Origin of the sequence: Anabaena sp. WA102, from assembly GCF_001277295.1 — a bacterium.
In the GTDB taxonomy this organism is placed as follows: domain Bacteria; phylum Cyanobacteriota; class Cyanobacteriia; order Cyanobacteriales; family Nostocaceae; genus Dolichospermum; species Dolichospermum heterosporum.
Window position 1 is genome coordinate 2,429,975 of sequence record NZ_CP011456.1, and the last position, 19,748, is coordinate 2,449,722.

General features: G+C 40.0%; 18 protein-coding genes. 8 read left to right on the forward strand and 10 right to left on the reverse strand.

The features are described from left to right. Positions 1–171: 171 nt before the first annotated feature. From AA650_RS10535 to AA650_RS10545, 3 genes are all read right to left on the reverse strand, one after another. On the reverse strand, positions 172–810 hold the full coding sequence (locus AA650_RS10535; RefSeq protein WP_039202124.1) for a lysophospholipid acyltransferase family protein: 639 nt from the start codon (positions 808–810) through the stop codon (positions 172–174). A 272-nt stretch (positions 811–1,082) separates the two neighbouring features. Continuing rightward, positions 1,083–2,003 (reverse strand): phosphate ABC transporter substrate-binding protein, encoded by a 921-nt coding sequence (locus tag AA650_RS10540; RefSeq protein WP_053538986.1) that lies wholly within the window; start codon positions 2,001–2,003, stop codon positions 1,083–1,085. 10 nt (positions 2,004–2,013) lie between these two features. Beyond that, positions 2,014–2,727, reverse strand: a complete 714-nt coding sequence (locus AA650_RS10545) for a PspA/IM30 family protein (protein ID WP_053538987.1) — start codon at positions 2,725–2,727, stop codon at positions 2,014–2,016. Between the two features lie 458 nt (positions 2,728–3,185). On the opposite strand from AA650_RS10545, the gene AA650_RS10550 reads away from it, so the two are divergent. The 3 genes from AA650_RS10550 (at position 3,186) to AA650_RS10560 (ending at position 5,375) form a co-directional block, all read left to right on the forward strand. After that, the gene (locus AA650_RS10550; RefSeq protein WP_168636048.1) at positions 3,186–3,689 is read left to right on the forward strand and encodes a hypothetical protein; all 504 of its coding nucleotides are present in this window, start codon (positions 3,186–3,188) and stop codon (positions 3,687–3,689) included. 75 nt (positions 3,690–3,764) lie between these two features. Then, complete coding sequence (locus AA650_RS10555) at positions 3,765–4,157, forward strand: DUF2358 domain-containing protein (RefSeq protein WP_053538989.1); 393 nt, start codon at positions 3,765–3,767, stop codon at positions 4,155–4,157. Between the two features lie 42 nt (positions 4,158–4,199). After that, entirely contained in the window at positions 4,200–5,375 is a 1,176-nt protein-coding gene (locus AA650_RS10560) for a TRC40/GET3/ArsA family transport-energizing ATPase (protein WP_053538990.1), read from the forward strand. 507 nt (positions 5,376–5,882) lie between these two features. Here the strand turns inward: AA650_RS10560 and AA650_RS10565 are convergent. Continuing rightward, the gene (locus tag AA650_RS10565) at positions 5,883–6,311 is read right to left on the reverse strand and encodes a hypothetical protein (protein WP_053538991.1); all 429 of its coding nucleotides are present in this window, start codon (positions 6,309–6,311) and stop codon (positions 5,883–5,885) included. Between the two features lie 212 nt (positions 6,312–6,523). Between AA650_RS10565 and AA650_RS10570 the strand changes: the two genes are divergently transcribed. From AA650_RS10570 to AA650_RS27825, 5 genes are all read left to right on the forward strand, one after another. Further along, positions 6,524–8,368 (forward strand): S8 family peptidase, encoded by a 1,845-nt coding sequence (locus AA650_RS10570; protein ID WP_053538992.1) that lies wholly within the window; start codon positions 6,524–6,526, stop codon positions 8,366–8,368. A 138-nt stretch (positions 8,369–8,506) separates the two neighbouring features. Beyond that, entirely contained in the window at positions 8,507–8,734 is a 228-nt protein-coding gene (locus AA650_RS10575) for a hypothetical protein (protein WP_039199568.1), read from the forward strand. Positions 8,735–8,858: 124 nt separating this feature from the next. Continuing rightward, positions 8,859–10,235 carry an aminopeptidase P family protein gene (locus AA650_RS10580; RefSeq protein ID WP_053538993.1) on the forward strand — a complete coding sequence of 459 codons (1,377 nt, stop codon included), beginning with the start codon at positions 8,859–8,861 and terminating at the stop codon, positions 10,233–10,235. Positions 10,236–10,423: 188 nt separating this feature from the next. Continuing rightward, a complete protein-coding gene (locus tag AA650_RS10585; RefSeq protein WP_053537527.1) occupies positions 10,424–11,443 on the forward strand; it encodes a transposase in 1,020 nt (339 codons plus the stop codon). Positions 11,444–11,512: 69 nt separating this feature from the next. Then, positions 11,513–11,668: a hypothetical protein gene (locus AA650_RS27825; protein WP_199924423.1), complete on the forward strand. Its 156-nt coding sequence runs from the start codon at positions 11,513–11,515 to the stop codon at positions 11,666–11,668. 12 nt (positions 11,669–11,680) lie between these two features. Here the strand turns inward: AA650_RS27825 and AA650_RS10590 are convergent, their stop codons facing one another. The 6 genes from AA650_RS10590 to AA650_RS10615 form a co-directional block, all read right to left on the reverse strand. Beyond that, positions 11,681–11,938: a hypothetical protein gene (locus AA650_RS10590; protein ID WP_027400878.1), complete on the reverse strand. Its 258-nt coding sequence runs from the start codon at positions 11,936–11,938 to the stop codon at positions 11,681–11,683. Positions 11,939–12,254: 316 nt separating this feature from the next. Then, positions 12,255–13,367 carry a pentapeptide repeat-containing protein gene (locus tag AA650_RS10595; RefSeq protein ID WP_053538994.1) on the reverse strand — a complete coding sequence of 371 codons (1,113 nt, stop codon included), beginning with the start codon at positions 13,365–13,367 and terminating at the stop codon, positions 12,255–12,257. A 227-nt stretch (positions 13,368–13,594) separates the two neighbouring features. Then, entirely contained in the window at positions 13,595–14,554 is a 960-nt protein-coding gene (locus AA650_RS27830) for an IS110 family transposase (RefSeq protein ID WP_027404406.1), read from the reverse strand. 298 nt (positions 14,555–14,852) lie between these two features. Beyond that, complete coding sequence (locus AA650_RS10605; RefSeq protein ID WP_053537880.1) at positions 14,853–16,427, reverse strand: group II intron reverse transcriptase/maturase; 1,575 nt, start codon at positions 16,425–16,427, stop codon at positions 14,853–14,855. A 722-nt stretch (positions 16,428–17,149) separates the two neighbouring features. Next, positions 17,150–18,205, reverse strand: coding sequence for a YwqG family protein (locus AA650_RS10610; RefSeq protein WP_053538995.1), 1,056 nt, complete (start codon positions 18,203–18,205; stop codon positions 17,150–17,152). Between the two features lie 203 nt (positions 18,206–18,408). After that, complete coding sequence (locus tag AA650_RS10615) at positions 18,409–19,692, reverse strand: aspartate aminotransferase family protein (protein WP_053538996.1); 1,284 nt, start codon at positions 19,690–19,692, stop codon at positions 18,409–18,411. Between the last annotated feature and the right edge of the window lie 56 nt (positions 19,693–19,748).

The following is a 19,748-nucleotide window of genomic DNA, read 5'->3' on the forward strand; positions in this document are numbered from 1 at the left end:
TCAGAATCAGGATTTACAAGATTAAAGGATTTACAGGATTGCTATTTGATGGTTTATAGATGAGACTCATCTTACTTCATCCTCATCATAAATAAATAACCAATAATTAAACAATCACATCCTGCAAATCCTCAAATCCTGGACATCCTGATTCTGACAATCTAATAAATTTTACCTGCCCAAATCGTGCATTTCATTAATTGCCTTCGCACACATTTGAGTAACTCTTTCCAACTCTTCCTTATTAGTAGAACTGGGAGCATCAATTAACTGACCAATTCTAATAGTCAAAGGTACAGAACGGGGTAGAGAAGAACCCGGTTGTAAAATCTGCTCACTTCCCCATAAACTTACCGGTAAAAAAGGAGCTTTGGCCTTAGCTGCGAGGAGGGCTGCACCTCTTTTCGGGTCATGAATGCGACCATCATTCGTGCGTGTACCTTCTAAAAACACACCCACAGCCCAACCATTTGCTAAATACTCTAAAGCAGAACGAATTGCATTGCGGTCAGCACTGCCACGACTGACAGGATACGCGCCGTATAATTTAATTGCTTGTGCTAAAACAGGAACTTTAAATAATTCTTCCTTAGCCATGTACGCGACGGGACGACGGACACAACTAGAAACTATGGGAGGGTCAAAATAACTAGCATGATTACTAACGACTATGACAGCACCAGATTGGGGGACATTTTCTGCGCCATAAATCTTGCCCCGAAAGTATGCGTGTAATACGGGACTAACCACCGACCACTTAAAGGCGTGATACAGTGCCAAACTAATTAAGGGTTCACGAGTTCTAGTCACAGAAGATAGTATAAATAAAATAGAATACAAAAGTCAATCAATTTTGGATTTACGATTTTGGATTTTGGATTTACTCCACCCTCAAGTATGGAGCTTGGGGATTTTAGATTAGCGATTTTGGGATTAATTCCGCCCTGAAGGGGCGAGGCTTGTACCGAAAATTCCCAATCCAAAATCTAAAATCCAAAATCTAAAATTTTTCGGTCAGAATTCAGGAGTCAGAACTCATTTTAACCGCTAACTCCTAAATCTAACTGCTTATTTTTCCTAGATTAGTTGCCTAATGTTAAAGCCTGTTGTCCTTGAGGTGAAGTAGCATAACCTAAAAATGCTTGCACTCCAGCACTAGCAGGGTCTTTATAGACATAATACAGCGATCGCTTATAGGGATAACTAGCCGCCTCTGGAGTCAAGCCTTCAATAGCCACGACTCGCGCGGTTTGCTGATTAGCAACTTGAGCAAAAGTCGCATAGCCGATACCATCTGTTTTCAAAGCTTGAACTAAGGGAGTGGTCGCATCTTGGGGTAAGGTCGTAATGTTGGGTGTAGTCCCGAAATTAGCTCCTTTTAAGACTAATTCTTTAAAAGTTTGATGTGTGCCACTAATGGCTGGACGATTAATGACGCGGATAGTCGCAGATAGACCACCCACTGCTGACCAATTATTAATTTTTCCCTGAAATATATCTGCAATTTGACTACTGGTTAATCCTCTATTAAAGGGATTTGCCTTACCGACTATCAGAGCGATCGCATCTTGTGTTATGGTGACAGACTTCAATTTCTGACCTTGCTCCTGTGCTGTCAAAGGTCTAGAAGCCGCCGCAATATCCACTTTACCAGCCAATAGATCCTGAATTCCCTTATCAGTCCCATTCCCCACAGCCTCTACCTTCGTACCAGGAAACTGTTTCTCAAACCCCTTCCTGAGATTTTGGTTAATTGTCACCATACTCGTAGAACCGTCTATCTTTACAGTCGTACCACTGGCTACTGTCGTTGGTAACGGGAAAGCCGCAGAAGTGGGAGTAGTGGGAGTAGTTGTCTCACCAGCAGGGGAATTACTTTCTGGCTGCGTAGCTGTCGGATTTGGGGCAGGATTACGCATAAAAAACCACCAGTAACCACCACCCAAAAGCCCTGAAAATAGCAAAATAAACACAATAGGAGGTGGACCGCTTCTCTGACTCATAAATTCCTAATTATTCTGGTAATTGTTTAGATTGGGAATCTTGTAATCTTTGCAAACGACGAGCAACTTCGTCATCTAATGTCATACTTTCAATCTCAGCTTGCATTTTTTCGGCAGGATTTTCCGATAATTCCGCCAAAGCTTCCGTCTGTAAATTTCGACGTTCCACAGCCCCCTTAGCCTTTTCAAAATCACTCTTAGCAGAGCCAATATCAAACTCATTATTGACCTTAGCAATCATCGCCAGAGCTTCATTCACCTCTGACATATCCTTCATATTTTGCATATCCGCTTTGTAGCTTTCTAACTTCATGCGCTCACGGTTCAGCTTATCCTTAGAAGCCTTGACCGCCGTTTCCGCCTGTTTCACCATTTCCGCTAGTTTAGGCAAGATTTGCTCCGTTTGAATCGCCTTACTCATAGCCATTCGCGCACCTTCTTCATTACCACCTTTTTGAGCAACCATAGCTTGCTGCTCTAAGGTATTAAATTCTTTAATTTTTGCCTCATATTTATTCTTGGCAGTTTTATAAGCCCCTTCCTGAGCCGCAACCGCAACCGCCAATTTCTGAACAGCTTCCTGCATTGACTGAAGAGACTCTTCAGCAACTGCCACAGCCACCTTACCACCAGACTCTACAGGCATTCCCCATAACCAGTTCCAAGTTCCAACTATGGTTCTTCCTGCCCTTTCACCCATTATCCAGTAGACAGCTTTTTTCATAACCGAAAGTTATTTTAGTGAGAGTGGTTATGGTAATATTTTTACTCTAATATAGGCATACATAGCAATTGTTTGTCAATTTCTTTAAGTATATCTAGGAATCCTCAATGATTTCTGAGCAATATTTAAGTAGCGTAGGGTAGTCAATATCTACCAAAATCCGTCTAAAGTAGGCAAAAACCAAATATAGCGGTATGTACTTAAATGAAATACATCATAAGTCCCCTCCTTGCTTGCGGGGAGGGGGTTGGGGTTCTTGTATTTCACTCAGCTAAGAACTGCTATATATACATCCGGTTTGATGCAAAATATCCGTAGGGTGTGTTAGCGGTAGCTTAACGCACCAAATTCTTGAGCAGGGAAAGATGATCAAATATCTCTAACTTGTGAATAAATAACAAACAACAACAAGAGAAAAAATGCACAAAAAATACTCGATTAATTTTTAAGGAATGCTGATGATGACACTTGCACAAATTCAAAATCAAATCAAAAGCCAAGCCGCTAAAATCGCTGAACAGCAACAAGAATTATTGGACGCTCAAAAAGAATTATCTTTACTTTTAGAGAAGAAAAAAATTATGGAAGAACTAGCCAATGAAAAACTGAAAGAAGCAGCACAGCTATTAAGAGAAGCCCAAACTGATTTAGAGTGTACAACTGAGGAGATTTTAGAAATTACTAAATCAAAAATGATTAGCCCTGAATTAGAAGATCAACTTGATTTAGAACAAAATGGCAAAAATAGTTTAATTGTGGGAACTTTAGGATCTTTAGAATCCGTCGAAATTGATCTAGGTAAATCCGAACTTAGCCTACAAGAAGGTAAACAAGAATTAGTCAATGCCTTAACTGAAAAGATAGATGAGTTTGAATTTGCTTTATCCTGTTTACCTGTAGAAGAAAGAGATTGTGCTAGAGTTAAGCTACAAACTGTAATTGGTAATTTTGTAAATCAGTGATGAAGAGTTCACCGAGTCAGAATCAATCAGTCTGACTTCTTCTTTCTTTCTCCTAACTCCTACTTTTCTTAATTTATGAATATTATTGAAACCCTCAAAGCCGATTATGCTAGATTTCCTGAAAATCAAACTTACAGCATTTATGCCGACAATGTTTATTTTCAAGATGCTGTTTTCAAGTTTCGGGGAATTGAACTTTATAAATGGATGATTAAATTCATTCAAACTTTTTTCTTCAATCTGAAACTAGATTTACATAACATCCAATCTCAGGAAGAAATTATTAAAACTGAATGGACTATGAGTTGGAATTCACCATTACCCTGGAAACCCTATATTTCCGTTTCTGGCTGGAGTGAATTACGTCTGAATGCCGAGGGTTTAATTGTTTCCCATATTGATTATTGGCACTGTTCTCGCTTAGATGTAATTAAGCAACATTTCATTTCTGGGAAAAAACCATCATAATGTAAATAAATGTAAATAAAATCCAGGCATAAGGAATAATTGATGCGAGTAATTTTAATGACAGGGAAAGGTGGCGTGGGTAAAACCTCCGTTGCCGCAGCCACTGGACTCCGTTGTGCGGAACTCGGCTATCGGACATTAGTTTTAAGTACAGACCCCGCCCATTCCCTTGCAGATAGCTTTGACGTAGAATTAGGACATGATGCCCGTCTCGTTCGTCCTAACTTGTGGGGGGCAGAATTAGATGCCCTGCAAGAATTAGAAGGTAATTGGGGGGCTGTGAAACGCTACATTACCCAAGTTTTACAAGCCAGAGGTTTGGACGGCATACAAGCGCAAGAGTTAGCAATCTTACCGGGTATGGACGAAATTTTCGGACTGGTGAGAATGAAACGTCATTATGATGACGGAGAATATGATGTTTTAATTATTGACTCTGCCCCTACTGGTACAGCATTACGGCTGTTAAGCTTGCCTGAAGTGGGCGGTTGGTATATGCGTCGTTTCTACAAACCGTTTCAAAATATTTCCGTTGCCCTCAGACCACTGGTAGAACCTTTTTTCAAACCTATTGCTGGTTTTTCTTTACCAGATAAGGAGGTAATGGACGCACCTTATGAATTTTATGAGCAAATCGAAGCTTTGGAAAAGGTTTTGACTGACAATACTCAAACTTCTGTGCGTCTAGTAACCAATCCTGAAAAGATGGTAATTAAAGAATCTCTTCGCGCTCATGCCTATTTGAGTTTGTATAATGTAGCGACAGATTTAGTGATTGCTAACCGGATTATTCCTCAAGAGGTTACAGATCCATTTTTCCAAAGGTGGAAGGAAAATCAAGAACAATACCGCCAAGAAATTCATGACAATTTCTTACCTTTGCCAGTGAAAGAAGTTCCTCTCTACTCTGAAGAATTGTGTGGTTTGGCAGCTTTGGAAAGATTGAAGGAAACTCTCTACAAAGATGAAGATCCAACTCAAGTTTATTATAAAGAAACTACTCTCAGAGTTGTCCAAGAGAATAACCAATACAGCTTAGAACTCTATTTACCGAATATTCCCAAAAGCCAAGTGCAATTAAGTAAAACTGGAGATGAGTTAAATATTACTATTGGCAATCATCGCCGTAATTTAGTATTACCTCAAGCTTTAGCTGCACTGCAACCAGCAGGAGCAAAAATGGAAGATGATTATCTGAAAATTCGCTTCGCTGAATAGAAACTGGGGCGGGGAAACCCAGCCCATACTTAGAGGGTGTTTGAAAAGTTTTTAATGTATAAACAAACCCCTCTGGTAAACCTCTCCAGTATTAAATGTTATTCCTTTTCCCTCTCCTCTTAGGAGCTACGGTGTACACACAAGTTATCGAATCACCATTATTCCTCAAATTACCCCACCCTAACCCTCCCCTTGTAAAGGGGAGGGAACTAATTTTTCCGGTTTCCCCCCAAAGCATCGGGGGGATTAATGGGGGTAATTTAACTTGTGTGTACATGATAGCCTCTTAGGAGAGGGTTAGGTAGAGGTGCGGGGAGATGCTTTGAAACCCCCATTCCCTCGTAGGGAAGCAAGCAGTTCATCTTTTCTGTGGAGTTCTCTTAGGGACTTCCAATTAAAAAAATACCCAAAAATTTCTTGTGGTGCGGGACGAATTGCCTGCTAATCATCAAGGACAGGCAGGATGCCCATCCCACAAAATTGGGTAATTTATTTTTTGGTGTTCCCTTAGGTTATTTCTATCTGTAAATTCTTCAATGTCCTTTGCAAAAATTTACCCCATTCTGCTGCTAGGGGAACTTCTGTAAACGGGACACGAATTGATTTAGGAGTAGTTAATAAAAACTCTAATTCGATTTTGCGACCTTTTTGGGGAGGATTTTCTATATCTACTACATGATCATTGACTAAAAAGCGGATTTCTTGAACGTCCAATAAGGAAAAAGTTTCTAATTCAATGGGTCCTTTTGTGGTTGGTTTTCCCCAAGTGATATCATTACCTTTTTGAGCTAATACTGCATAAATATCATACTTTGCCCGTTCAAATTGTTCTGCCCAAATTTGATAAGCTTGAAGTTTCTTAAATTCCTGTGAACCTTGCCAAGCTAACCAGAAAAATGCAACTAACAAAGGCAACCAAAAAAGACCACGTTCCATAATAATTCTTAATGCCTCTGTGAGAGGAGCGTCGTTAATTTCATGAGAAAATAGGTAAGAAGATAGAATTTTTTCTAAAATCCACCAAATACTATTTTACAATATAGCAATTTAACTATTTTGTAGACAAATAACCATCTTGATAATTATTCTCTATTCCCTGTTACCTACTATATGAGTTATGGTAGTGAGCAAACTGACAAGAAGCGGTGATGAAAAAACTTATATTATTGTGCTTGTTTGTGATTGGACTGGCTGCTGCTATATTTGGGTTTCTGAATTTTCAGGGACTAGCAACCAAAGGTGAGTTTGAGACAATTTTGCTGGATTTTCGGGAAGATGTGGCAGAAAGTGTGATTGAGAAGGACTTACAAGCGATCGCTAGGCAATATCATGTTACCCCCCAATTGGATAATAAATATTCAGCGACAGATCATGTATATGTTATCAAAGGCGATCGCCAAACACTCACAGATTTACGGAAATCGCCCTTTGCCAAAGTTACAGAATTTATCGAGCCAAATTACATTTATAAAATTGTCCCCCAAGGAAAAGCCACTTGGTTAGGAGAACTGTTAACGCCCCAAAAGGAAGAACCAAATTCTTCCTTAATTAGTCCCAATGACCAGTATTACAGCAAACAGTGGAACTTACACAAAATCGGTATAGAAGCGGCTTGGACACGGAGTAAAGGTAGTGGCATTACCGTTGCCGTCATTGATACGGGTATTACCAAAGTCCGCGACTTATATGAAACCAAATTTGTCAAAGGCTACGATTTTGTTAACGATACAGAAGCAGCCAAAGACGATAACGGACACGGAACTCACGTCGCCGGCACAGTCGCCCAAGCCACCAATAACGCCTATGGTGTCGCTGGAGTGGCTTATGAAGCCAGTCTGATGCCCTTAAAAGTCTTAAATGCCGACGGTTCAGGAACAGTAGCCGACATTGCCGAAGCCATCAAATTTGCGGCTGATAACGGCGCAGACATCATTAACATGAGCTTAGGTGGTGGTGGTGCCAGCCAACTCATGGAAGATGCCATTAAATACGCCCACAACAAAGGTGTAACCATTATCGCCGCCGCCGGCAATGAAGACACCAACGGCGTGAGCTATCCCGCCCGTTATGATCATGTTATCGGTGTTTCCGCCTTTGGACCCGACGGTGAAAGAGCATCCTATTCTAACTATGGTGCAGGTGTAGATATTTCTGCCCCTGGAGGGAGTGAAACCGGGACAATTCTCCAAGAAACTATCAATGAACAAGGTGAAGGCGTATTTCTCGGACTCCAAGGCACAAGTATGGCTTCTCCCCACGTTGCGGGGGTAGCGGCACTAATCAAAGCCTTGGGAATCAAAGAACCCGACGAAATTTTGCAAGTTCTCCAACAGTCAGCTAGAGTCATTCAAGACGACGGTTTGAACTATTATGGGGCTGGACAACTCAACGCCAACGCAGCGGTTAAATTAGCCAGCGACGGCATAATTAGTGTTCCCGACTTTTTCCGGTGGTTACGAGAACAAGGCTATCTAAATCCTGGCTTTTGGATAGATGGCGGAGCGATCGCTTTAGTCCCTAAAATATTCATGGTAGTAGGCTCTTACCTCCTGGCTTGGTTTTTACGAACCTACTTCCCCTTCGCCTGGAGTTGGTCTCTATCTAGCGGCTTAATTTTCGGCAGTTCTGGTTTATTCTTCCTCAAAGGATTTTATATCTTTGATCTTCCCCAATGGCCTTTCCGAATTTTAGGTAGTTCCATTCCCGAATTAGGCAACACCTTACAGGGAACAGACGCACTAAATCCACTTTTTGCCAGCGTCCTAATTCCCTTTGTGTTAATAGCCTTATTTTTAGGACATCCTAGTTGGAAATGGTTTGCTATTGGTGCAACTTTAGGAATAACAGCTTTCCTCACAGTTAGCGCTATTTATGATCCAGCCGTTTGGGGTTTAGGAAATAGTAACCTCGCCCGAATCTTCCTCCTCGTCAATGCTTTACTTTGCTACGGACTAGCCCGGTTAGCATTAAAAAAAGACGGACAAATTGCTTAATTAGATAATTGGTAATCATAGCCCCCTCCTCGCTTGCGGGGAGGGGGTTGGGGGTGGGGTTCTTGTACCTCATAACACCGGCAAGTTCTGTATTACCCATTGCTAACCAACTGACAACTGACAACTGACAACTAACAAATGACTATTACAACCACTGGTACTATCGAACGTCGAAATATTGGACTTGGTGCTTGGGCTTTCGTAACCGAAGATGGTGTTACCTACGAAATCCCCAAAAGTTCCGATAAAACCTTACTAAAAGCCGGACAAAAAGCCAAAATTACCGGAAAAGTCCGAGAAGACTTAATGACAGCAGCAATGATTGGTTCCGTTTTAGAAATTCATTCCTTTGAAGTAATCACATAATTTAGTGTTGCTGATAGCCTGCGTGGCGTAGCCATATTGAGGTATGAAATTCCCAAATTGAACCTTTAAAACTCTTACCTTTGCGTCTTTGCGCCTTTGCGTGAGACTAAAATCTAATTCTCCTATGTACACAAACCTCCCAGAAATTCTCCGTCACCGTCGCCAAAAACTCGCAGAAATCATAGACTTACCCGCCGTTCTCTGGTCAGGTAGTAGCAGTCCCCGCAACTTCCCCGCCAATACCTTCCCCCACCGCGCCAATAGCCATTTCCTTTATTTCGCCGGAATTCCTCTCCAAAATGCCGCCATTCGCCTAGAAAGTGGCAACCTACAACTATTTATAGATGACCCCCACCCCAGTAGCGCCCTCTGGCATGGAGAAACCCCAAATCGTGAAGAAATTGCCGCCAAAATAGGCGCAGATGAAGCCAAAACAATGGCAGAATTAGCAAATTACTTAGAAGACGTGGCGACCTTGCCAGTACAAGATGCAACTACTTGGACACAGCAAACCCAACTTTTAGATAGATTCATTTTACCAAAAACTCAACTGGAAGGCATTGATTTAGAACTAGCGAAAGCCATTGTTTCTCTGCGGCTTACCCATGATGCAGCAGCATTGATAGAATTACGTAAAGCAGCGGTCGTGAGTGTAACAGCACACAAGGCAGGAATGGCAGCAACATCTTCAGCTAAACAAGAATCAGAAGTCCGCGCCGCAATGGAAGCAGTAATTATGGCTGAGAACATGACCACTGCTTACACCAGCATCGTTACAGTTCATGGTGAAGTTTTACACAATAATCATTATTACCACTCTCTCCAGCCAGGAGATTTACTTTTAGCCGACGTGGGTGCGGAAACCCAGACAGGTTGGGCGGCTGATATTACCCGCACCTGGCCTGTTTCTGGTAAGTTTTCATCAACCCAAAAAGACATTTATGATATTGTTTTAGCTGCCCATGATGCTTGTATTCAAAACATAGTCCCTGGTGTAGAATATGCAGAAATTCATCTGTTAGCAGCCACTATAATTGCTGAAGGTTTAGTAGATTTAGGAATTTTGCAAGGTAAACCAGAAGATTTGGTAAAAATGGATCTTCATGCTTTATTTTTTCCTCACGGAATTGGACATCTTTTAGGTTTAGATGTTCATGATATGGAAGATTTGGGAGACATTGCCGGTTATGATCAGGGCAGAAGCAGAAGTAGCCGTTTTGGTTTAAGTTATTTACGATTAAATCGTCCCTTACGTCCAGGAATGTTAGTAACAATTGAACCAGGATTTTATCAAGTTTCGGCAATTTTAAATGATCCAAAAACTCGTTCTCAATATCAATATTTAGTCAATTGGGAACGTTTAGAACAGTTTGCAGATGTGCGAGGCATTCGCATTGAAGATGATGTCTTAGTTACAGAATCAGGGAGTGAAGTTTTAACCGCTGCATTACCAACTGAAACTAGTGCGATCGAAGATTTATTAAATGCCAATTTTGCGTAGGTTGGGTTGACGCAAGGAAACCCAACATGAGATCATATAATTAAGAGTTGTAATTCATTAATTCACATTTTCAATACTTTTAAAATCATGAAGAAAAACCCAGAAGTGTTGAATGTTAGGAAAAGATTAAAAAAAAGTACCATAATTTGATACAATCTAAAAAAATCTAGATAAAGAATTATCAAATTATGCGCTTAAAGAATTTTCCAGAAGTGGTCAAAACAATATTGAAACCATTGCCCAAAAAAGATTATCCAGTTCTGGACACATTTTCATTTGTATCAGTGTGGTTACAGTATGTCATGGATAAAAGTATAGTGAGTATGAGAGATTTATTTCAAAGACTAAATAATCAAGGGATAGATTTAAAAATATCAAATTTTTCCAAGGCAAGTAAAAAGAGAGATACTCAAGTATTTTTGGAGATAATAACTGAATTAAACAATCAACTGAGAAAGAAAAAAGGAAAGGAAGAAACCCAAGCATTATTTCCTATAGATTCAACAATTATTACATTAACAAGTAAATTATTATGGAGTCAAGGATATCATCAAGTAAAACTATTTTGTGGGTTAGATAGTTTGACATCAGAAGTTGGTGGAATGGTGATTCATTTTGGGCAAGGACATGACCATAAATATGGACAAGAAACAGTAGAAGCAATTCCGTCAAAAGGAGTAGGGATAATGGATAGAGGATTTGCATCCTCCGAAAGAATATCTGAATTAAAACAACAAAAAAATAAAGCTTTTGTCTTAAGAATTAAAAATAATGTCACTTTAGAAATGCTAGAAAATGGTAATTGTAAAGTTGGCAAAGATGAAAGAGAAGTGGAAATTAGAGTAGTAGCATTTTGTGATATAGAAACTAAGAGTGAATTTCGTTTAGCAACAAACTTATTAAATGAAGGAGAAGAGCAAGTTAGTAATCAAGAGATTATGGAAATTTACATACAAAGATGGCAAATTGAATTGTTATGGAAATTCTTAAAAATGCACCTCAAGTTAGACAGACTTATGACAAAGAATGAGAATGGAATTAGAATTCAGATAATGTGCTGTTTAATCGCTTATTTGATATTGCAACTAATAGAAATACCGCAAGAATTTGGCAAAACTTTATTAGATAAACTCCGTTATCTTCAGTCCTATATGTGTCAGGAAATAAGTTATGTTCATTGGTTTAGAAAACTTATTTGGATAAGATGAAAAATAGCACTTATAGGCTAAGTTTATTTCAATATGTAAAGTTTTATTACGCTATTCAACATTTCTGCTGTGCGTGGTGTCGCTTGTTGGTGGATGACTGGTAATTATACAGGCTGCGATAAAGGCTTTACGGCTGACTATGTGCAAAAGGTAGTCCGCTTGTACAAGCAAGAAATTTCCAAACCAACAACCACAACATATCCAGCACAGAAACATATCAATTGATATAATTTAAAATTAAGGATTTTCAACAGAGTCCCAACATTTATGATCACGCCAAACTGCATTTTTCGCCTCACACTTTTCCTGTTCTTTAGTACCAGTAATTGAGGTAGGGCGAATAATGTTTAAGTTGGATGTAACATAAGAAATCATGAACGAACCGGTAGAGAAACCACAATAGATTAAAGTTCCAAAAAAAAACGTAACACTGACAAATTTAATAGCAGGTATTACAGAAAAACTACGTTTTTTGCCATAGATTTGATAGCGCATATATTTCCTCAAGGTGGTGTTTATGGCAGATAACACCCTGGGAATCAATATGAACTTGTCAAATTATTTATAACAATATATCGTGGATATTTCTGTTAGCTAATAGACAAAGCTAAGTATGGTTTGCTGAATATGGACTGTTTATAGGGATTTTTAGGTAAATGAACTACATCTTTTTTATCTCACGCAGAGACGCAGAGGCGCAAAGGAAGAGAGAAACAAGAGTGTGGTTTAGATCCCACTATTAACATTGTAATTTGAATTGCTGGCAAATTATTAGTTTTCCGAAAATTGAATAGTAATTAAAAATGCTTAATTACTCAGATTTTTTCCAACATTTTGGTCTATCAAGATAATCAGGTAAAATGGTCTTTTCATCGCCAATCGCCTCTTTAATCTGCTCTAATGTTAAATTTTTCGCTCCCATAAGGATTGCCTCTCTAAGGTCTGTATTTTTCAGGATAGCTGTTTCAAAGTCTGTATTTTTCAGGTTAGCTTTTAGGAGGGAAGCATCTTCCAGGTCAGCCTCTAGAAATTGTGCATTTTGTAGGTTTGCATGGTTAAGGTTTGCTTGTTGTAGTTTGGCTTCTGTTAAGTGTGCATCTTGTAGGTTTGCGTGATCAAGGTGTGCCATTTCTAAGTTGGCTTCACTGAAGTCTGCCCCTTGCAATTTGGCTTCTTGAAGGAAGACCCTTTGTAATTTAGCCTGTGCAAGAATTGCTCCTTTTAGGTTGGCTTTCCGAACATCTGCATCTTGCAAGTTAGATTGCTCGAAGTTTGCCCCTTCCAGGTTCGCTTCAGGAGAAAGAATTGCCCCCCTGATATCAATATTACTTAAATCAAGCCTCTGAGTTCCCTGATATTTCTCACAATTACGTCGTCCTATAACGGTAAGGGCTGCTTGAATATCTGTCCGAAGTTTTGGTATTTCCTCCTTCTCTCCTTCCTCTTCTTTCTTCAAAGGTGCATTTTCTCGTACAAAAGCTGTCAGGACTTCCATAACTGTCCAATGATATTTTTTCGGCGCATCTTTAGCAATTTGTTCTAGGGCATAAATTCCGCCTAATTTTACTTCAGTCTTTTCATTACCAAGCAATTCAATGGCTTTAGAAAACCGTTCTGTAATTTGTTTATCTTCTGCTGCTTGTGCATTTTTGTATACAGATTTAGCATTTTCATTAGCAGCGTTAGCACTTCTTGACGCTTGGTAAGCATTAAAAAAAACGGCAATTCCAGCAACAATTGTTCCAGTAGTTTGGGCGGCTGGAATACCATACTGTAATCTTTCATGTATTGTTAAACCATTAGGATTTAAAAATGCAAAATCTGAAAAAGAAAATATCAAGACAATAGAAATTAAGACAATAAAAAAGATAATCCCTAGAATTATCAATAAACTCTTGAAACCTTTTGTATTATTCTCAGACATAAAATAAATTGTTCTCCTCACGTTTTAACAACAAACATAGGTGTAAAGTAAAACAAAATTTATTGTAGCGACTGTCTTGATTGTCAAGCGATCGTTAAGGAAAAATTTAAAGTCTAGGAAAAAAGTCAGAAAATAGAGGAGAAAAACAGAACAGAACAAAACAGGTAAATTATAGATTGCCATAAATTACCAAACTAGATTGGAGGTATAAAAACGACAGTAGAACTTTATGCAGAAATTGGTTGTGAGTCTTGAGAAATAGACCAAGGAAGATGATCTCGAATCATCGCATTTAAAATAACTAACATTTTATGAACGCAAGCAGTAATGGCCAATTTTTTGGGTTTACCACGTTCAACCAAGCGCTCATAAAAAGTTTTGATAACAGGATTATGACGCATGGCAACAACAGCACCCATATAAAGAATGGCACGAACATGGGCGCGACCACCATTAATCATGCGCTTACCTTTGTGCTGACCACTATCATGATTAATTGGTGCAACACCAACTAAGCGAGAGATTTGTTTGGCAGTTAATTGACCTAATTCTGGTAAGTCAGAAACTAAAGTGGTAGAAATTACTTGACCAATGCCAGGAGTAGTTTTGAGTAGATTGACTTTATCAATCCATTGTTGATTATTTTGGGTCAACGTCTCAATTTCTTGATTGAGTTGTTGAAGATGTTGCTCAAGATAATCAATATGGGATTCAATATCTGTCAAAGCTTTACCACGAGCGCGGTCACGGCGATTCTTTTCCGCTGTAGACATTTCTACTAATTGTCTTCGGCGACTAATTAATTCGCCTAATTGACGTGACATTTCACTTTCGATTGCTAACACCTCCGGTTTCATTGCTTCACCGAAATGCGCCAAAATCTGTGCATCAATGGCATCGGTTTTGGCTAACTTACCTGTAGCTTTAGCAAAGTCTCTTCCCTGACGAGGATTGATTAATGCTACTGGTAAAAGAGCCGCTTGCAATTGAATGATTAATTCTGTTTCTAGTCCTCCTGTTGCTTCCAGTACGATTAGGTTTAAATCGTTAGATTGAAGTTGCTTAACTAGATTAGCTATTTCTGTTTCAGTATTAGCAAATTGAAATGCTTTACCCATTGGACGGATATAAACATCAAGTGTTGCTTTACTTACGTCAATGCCTACCCATTGGGAGATATAATCCATTTTTAACTCTCCAATTTCAATTACTTCTTTTTAATTTGTTTTGTTTTTATTCATCCCCTTGATTTCACTCATCCTTGCACGATACGGGCTATATTATCTATGTCTTTGTTCATAGTTTTTACCCCAGGCGACTGTTCGAGTTCTGTCATGGAGATTGTTGTGGTGATCCTTGCTACAAAGCGGTCTTTTCTGACCCAGGTTGGGACGGTCTAGGTAGAGTCGAGGACGGGTATTATCCCGCGCCCCTCTCTGTTAAATCTGGGCGTGCGACTTTCACCGCACCCAGCTTCCGATGTTCTTAGCTTTCGCTTTTGCTCATGTGAATATAATCGTGGCAGCTTTCGTGAATGGCTAAAAGGTTCTTTATTTTCCAGTTTTCGTGGTTTCCATCAACATGATGCAGATGTACCTTTTCATCACTAAGCATTTTTAATCCACAATGTCCACATTTATGGTTTTGCCGTTTGAGGGCTTTAGAGGTATGACTGTCATAGAGCTTACTGTTACGTTCGCTCCAATAAGTTAAATCTCCGTCATAAGGCGATTTTTCACCTTTAACATTGATGTGTTTGTTTTCGGAGTAGGGAACTGATGGGAATGCCTTATCTAGTAATTTCTTGCTAGTGTAGCGATTCTGTTTCGTTTCCCTGTTGAATACCCTAAATGCTCTTGTTTCGATGTGGAATAATGAGTTACGTGAACCGTCCATCTTGCAAAAGCGGTGATAATTCCTCCAACCTCTAACTACTGGGGCTAATTTCTCAGCCTTTGTGGTAGCACCATAATTCGAGTTGTTGACGATGTGTTTTACTTTCTTGCGAAAAGCTTTGTAGTTATCCACTGAAGGGACACATCTAAACTTTCCGTTATTCTGGACTTTGAAATGCCAGCCGAGGAAATCAAACCCATCTGTCGCGGCGGTTAGCTTTGTCTTTTTCTCGCTGACTTTCATTCCCCGCTCTGCTAGGAACTGACTGATTTTGTCAAGTATATCTGTGGCATCGTCCTGGGGTCGGAGTATTATTACCATGTCATCCGCATAGCGAATTGTTGGCTCGGTAATATCTTTCCTGGGGGTTTTGTCGGTGATTCTTCTGTTAGATACCCCATGATATCTATGAATACTTTCAATCCCGTTTAAGGCGATGTTAGCTAATAGTGGACTCACTACCCCGCCCTGCGGTGTTCCCTGTTCGGGAAACTCTGGATTAACTCCGGCTTTGAGACATCGGAAAATTCCCTGTCTTATGCTATAAGGAGCGATGAGTCTATCCATTATGGCGGTGTGGTTTATCCTGTCGAAGCATTTTTCAATATCGAGTTCTATAACTCGTTTATCTTTTCCATTGCAAAATGAGCGTAGGTTGTCAAACAAGTATTTTTGCGCGTCATGTGCCGAGCGTCCCGTTCTGAAACCGTAGCTCCTAGCGTGGAAGGTTGCTTCGTGTGCTGGTTCTAGTGCGTATTTGACAAGGCATTGATACGCCCTATCCGCAATAGTGGGGACTTTGAGAATCCGGGTTTTTCCATCCTTTTTAGGGATGGGTATTTCACGCAACCCCTGGTGTTTCCAGCCGTTACATTCGGTTCTGAGCTTTTCACTCAGTTGAAACCTTTGCTCGAATGTGAGCGCGGTTTTCCCGTCTATTCCCGCTGTCTTTTTTCCAGTATTTAGCTGTGTTACTTGACGGATAGCCAGTAATCTCGCTGCGGTTGATTTCAGAATCAGCTTTTGTAGTGACTTTGCTTTGCGCTTGTCGCCAACTTGAACCGCTTTATACACGCGTTTTTGTAGGCGGAATAGGTTACGGCGGAATTTCTTCCACGGTAACGTCTTCCAGGATTCACTAGAGTTGTCTCTGTGTCTAATCATGCTCTGTTCCAATCTGTGTATTCTGAACACCTCAGACCAATTACGGTCTGTCCTACCCGAATTGAGGGGATTCCGCTGCTCGTCTAGCCTACTTATGGGGTTCGACCTCCCCTAGACCCTCAATCCGTTTTTATTCGTTCCCTCGGTTGATTGATCGTTCCGTTAGGTGTAGCCACTTCAACCACTGGAATCCCTAGACTCTTGCCGCTATCAAGCGGAGATGCGGCGGGAATTAATTCCAGTTAAGTCAAGGATTTTGAGTTGTGTCCTGCTTTAGAGTAGGTTGCTTTTCTAGGCTCTGTTTCACCGTAGGAACTCCCCGTTAACGCCAAGTGTCACCCCACAACTGATGTCTGATTGCGTCTTCCAGCTTCGACCTCCCGATACCGAGTCGGGTCATCGTGGGCAGATAGGGAGTCATACCTGAGTCTGGTAGATGGGACTTACACCCATATCCGACCGAGAGTTCAACCTCTTTCCATGATTGGATTAGGTTGGTTGGCTTATGTACGGACTGATTACCGTGATTCAGCTAACAACGAATCGCACCCACTTCTTCTAACATACCTCTAAGATACAAGGTTGGGTTGAGAAACGAAACCCAACACCCCTTGCTGTCCCACCGCTAATGTTGGGTTTCACTTCGTTCTACCCAACCTACAAAAATTAAATTCTTTACCATAAAGGCAATGCTAGAACTGATAAACATAATTCATCTTCTCTTAACAACAAGCATAGGTGTACAAAATCTTAGAAAAATCTAACCGTTTAAGTGCAGAAGGCTGAATGAAAAAGTTACCAACTCCCTCATCTCCCCACATAATTGAATGTTCATCATCAGAGTTCATTTGCAATAGTAGAAAATCATAACCTTCCTCTTCCTCCAAGTCCGCACGATCATCATTTTGGACAAATGCGGGATATCCTCCTAAACAATGTCCTCCTAATGATTCTTCATATTTTTCTTCATACTCATTAATAAAATCATCTACCAGTTCTTCTAAAGAATTTGCCATTGCTTTAGTTAAATTACTTTGTTGAAAGATGGGAAAATGGCTTTTAACTAAGGATCTAAACCGATAATCTGATGCACTCATGGGAGTTGATTTAATAGCGAAATTCAAAGCCAAACAGTCTATTAATGGTAAACCTATTCCTGGAGGTAAAAAATCAAAATTATTTAGGAGATTATCAATGTTTAAATCTGGTTCGGGAAAGTAAATAACTCGAAAAGTTGTTTGTTTTAATTGCGGATATTCTTCAATTCCATAGGCTGTTTGACCTGATGCTTCAATATAAAACTGAAGTATGCCTTTTTCTGGTAAATCTTCTAAATTCGGCGTTTCTGAAAAGTTGATTTGTGCTAAAAGATGGAGGGGAGTACCATCTGGGGCTTCAGGATAGGTCGTATTTTTAGGAAGGTAAGGTAAACCACCAAATTTACTTTGCCATAAGGTAGTTTCTGTTGTTGAATATGGCGTAATTTCTATAGAAGGTTTGATAATTGCATTGGCAAATTCATCTACTTGATTTTTTAATTCTAAGAACATCCCATACAATTCATCTGGAGTAAAATCTTTGTTATTTTCATCTACGGTCACAGATTCTACATCATACCAACCATGTGTGAGTAATTCTTGAATACTTTCGTTAAAAAAGGCTTCTGCTTCGGCTTCAGAAGAGAATTTATGTAGTTCTTGATAATGGGTAACGTTGTAGCCGTCGAGGTGAATTGACGTTCTCAGTGAACTTAATCTAAATATTTTATTGGATTTCATGATAATTAACCTTAGATGTGATCAGGAATAATAGAAATATAACCAAAAAAAATTCGTAATTGATAATTCTTAAAACTACAAATTACGAATTATCATAGCGGTTATCACTAGGATGCAATATAGTCGAGGGCGCAGACCCTGCGCCCCTACAGGCTTTACGATTTGCTGACTATATCTCATTCAAGTGCATACCGCTATATCAATTAAGCTGTAACTTTAGCTAATGCCTTTTCTACAGCTTTTAATGCTTGCTTGATTTCTGCATCTGTGACAATGAGAGGAGGAACAAACCGCACTACTTTAGGACCTGCAGGAACAAGTAATAAACCTGCGTCCATTGCCGCTTTGACGACTTCAGGGGCTGTTAAAGGAATATCGGCTTTGATTTCCATGCCGTTGATTAAACCCCAACCGCGCACTTCTGAGATATGCTGAGGATATTGACGAGCGATCGCTCTTAATCCTTCTCGTAAATGTGCGCCCTGTTCTCTGACATTTTCTAAAATATTTTCTTTTTCCAAAGTCTCACACACACTCAGCGCCACACCACAGACAAAGGGATTACCACCAAATGTACTTGCGTGTTCTCCTGGTTGGAAAATATCGCAGAATTTCTTACTCATCATCGCACCGATGGGAATACCACCGCCCAAACCTTTCGCACTGGTGAAAATATCTGGTTCTACTCCCAAATGTTCATAACCCCATAATTTGCCACTGCGTCCCATACCAACCTGTACTTCATCAAAAATCAACAAAATACCGGTTTCGTCGCAAATCTCCCGTAATCGCTTAAAGTAAGCAATATCTCCAGGACGAACGCCACCTTCCCCTTGCAATGGTTCAATTAAAATTGCCCCGACCCGATAATTACCTTCATCTAATTCAGTAACAGCGGCTTCCACTGCTCTAATATCGTTGTAATTGACGTAATGGAAACCAGGAACTAAAGGATCAAAATGCTTTTGATATTTTGGTTGTCCAGTGGCAGTCACAGTGGCTAAAGTCCTTCCGTGAAAACTGGCATGGGCAGTTAAAATGATTGGGTGGGCAATTTCTAGGACAGTGTGGGCATATTTCCGCGCTAGTTTAATTGCTGCTTCGTTGGCTTCAGCGCCAGAATTACAGAAAAATACTCTATCTGCACAGGAATGATTAACAATCCATTTAGCTAATTCACCCTGTTCAGGAATATAGTACAAATTAGAAACATGATGCAATTTCTGGATTTGTCTAGTTACAGCCTCTACCATTGCTGGATGGGCGTGTCCTAGAGTACAAGTGGCAATGCCCGCGACAAAATCCAGATATTCGTTGCCCTGACTATCCCAAACGCGGCAACCAGCACCCCGTTCTAAAGCCAAAGGAAACCGTCCATAAGTGGACATGACAGCCGCATCGAAGCTATCAACATCAAAAGGTGTAGATGGCATAATACCTGACTCCAAGGGGTTCGTGGCTTGTTCAATTAGAGTTTGCACGCTCACTACCGCTACTCCTGAAAAGCTTTTATCGTAATACTTTACTAGGTTCTGGGAAATAT

Excerpts from the sequence above, each read along its gene's own strand:
- AA650_RS10595 (WP_053538994.1), bottom strand. The coding sequence starts at position 13,367 with ATGTCTGAGAATAATACAAAAGGTTTCAAGAGTTTATTGATAATTCTA.
- AA650_RS10540 (WP_053538986.1), bottom strand. The coding sequence starts at position 2,003 with ATGAGTCAGAGAAGCGGTCCACCTCCTATTGTGTTTATTTTGCTATTT.
- AA650_RS10550 (WP_168636048.1), top strand. The coding sequence starts at position 3,186 with ATGATGACACTTGCACAAATTCAAAATCAAATCAAAAGCCAAGCCGCT.
- AA650_RS10570 (WP_053538992.1), top strand. The coding sequence starts at position 6,524 with ATGAAAAAACTTATATTATTGTGCTTGTTTGTGATTGGACTGGCTGCT.
- AA650_RS10555 (WP_053538989.1), top strand. The coding sequence starts at position 3,765 with ATGAATATTATTGAAACCCTCAAAGCCGATTATGCTAGATTTCCTGAA.
- AA650_RS10590 (WP_027400878.1), bottom strand. The coding sequence starts at position 11,938 with ATGCGCTATCAAATCTATGGCAAAAAACGTAGTTTTTCTGTAATACCT.
- AA650_RS27830 (WP_027404406.1), bottom strand. The coding sequence starts at position 14,554 with ATGGATTATATCTCCCAATGGGTAGGCATTGACGTAAGTAAAGCAACA.
- AA650_RS10545 (WP_053538987.1), bottom strand. The coding sequence starts at position 2,727 with ATGAAAAAAGCTGTCTACTGGATAATGGGTGAAAGGGCAGGAAGAACC.
- AA650_RS10565 (WP_053538991.1), bottom strand. The coding sequence starts at position 6,311 with ATGGAACGTGGTCTTTTTTGGTTGCCTTTGTTAGTTGCATTTTTCTGG.
- AA650_RS10610 (WP_053538995.1), bottom strand. The coding sequence starts at position 18,205 with ATGAAATCCAATAAAATATTTAGATTAAGTTCACTGAGAACGTCAATT.
- AA650_RS10560 (WP_053538990.1), top strand. The coding sequence starts at position 4,200 with ATGCGAGTAATTTTAATGACAGGGAAAGGTGGCGTGGGTAAAACCTCC.
- AA650_RS10580 (WP_053538993.1), top strand. The coding sequence starts at position 8,859 with ATGTACACAAACCTCCCAGAAATTCTCCGTCACCGTCGCCAAAAACTC.
- AA650_RS10605 (WP_053537880.1), bottom strand. The coding sequence starts at position 16,427 with ATGATTAGACACAGAGACAACTCTAGTGAATCCTGGAAGACGTTACCG.
- AA650_RS10585 (WP_053537527.1), top strand. The coding sequence starts at position 10,424 with ATGCGCTTAAAGAATTTTCCAGAAGTGGTCAAAACAATATTGAAACCA.
- AA650_RS10575 (WP_039199568.1), top strand. The coding sequence starts at position 8,507 with ATGACTATTACAACCACTGGTACTATCGAACGTCGAAATATTGGACTT.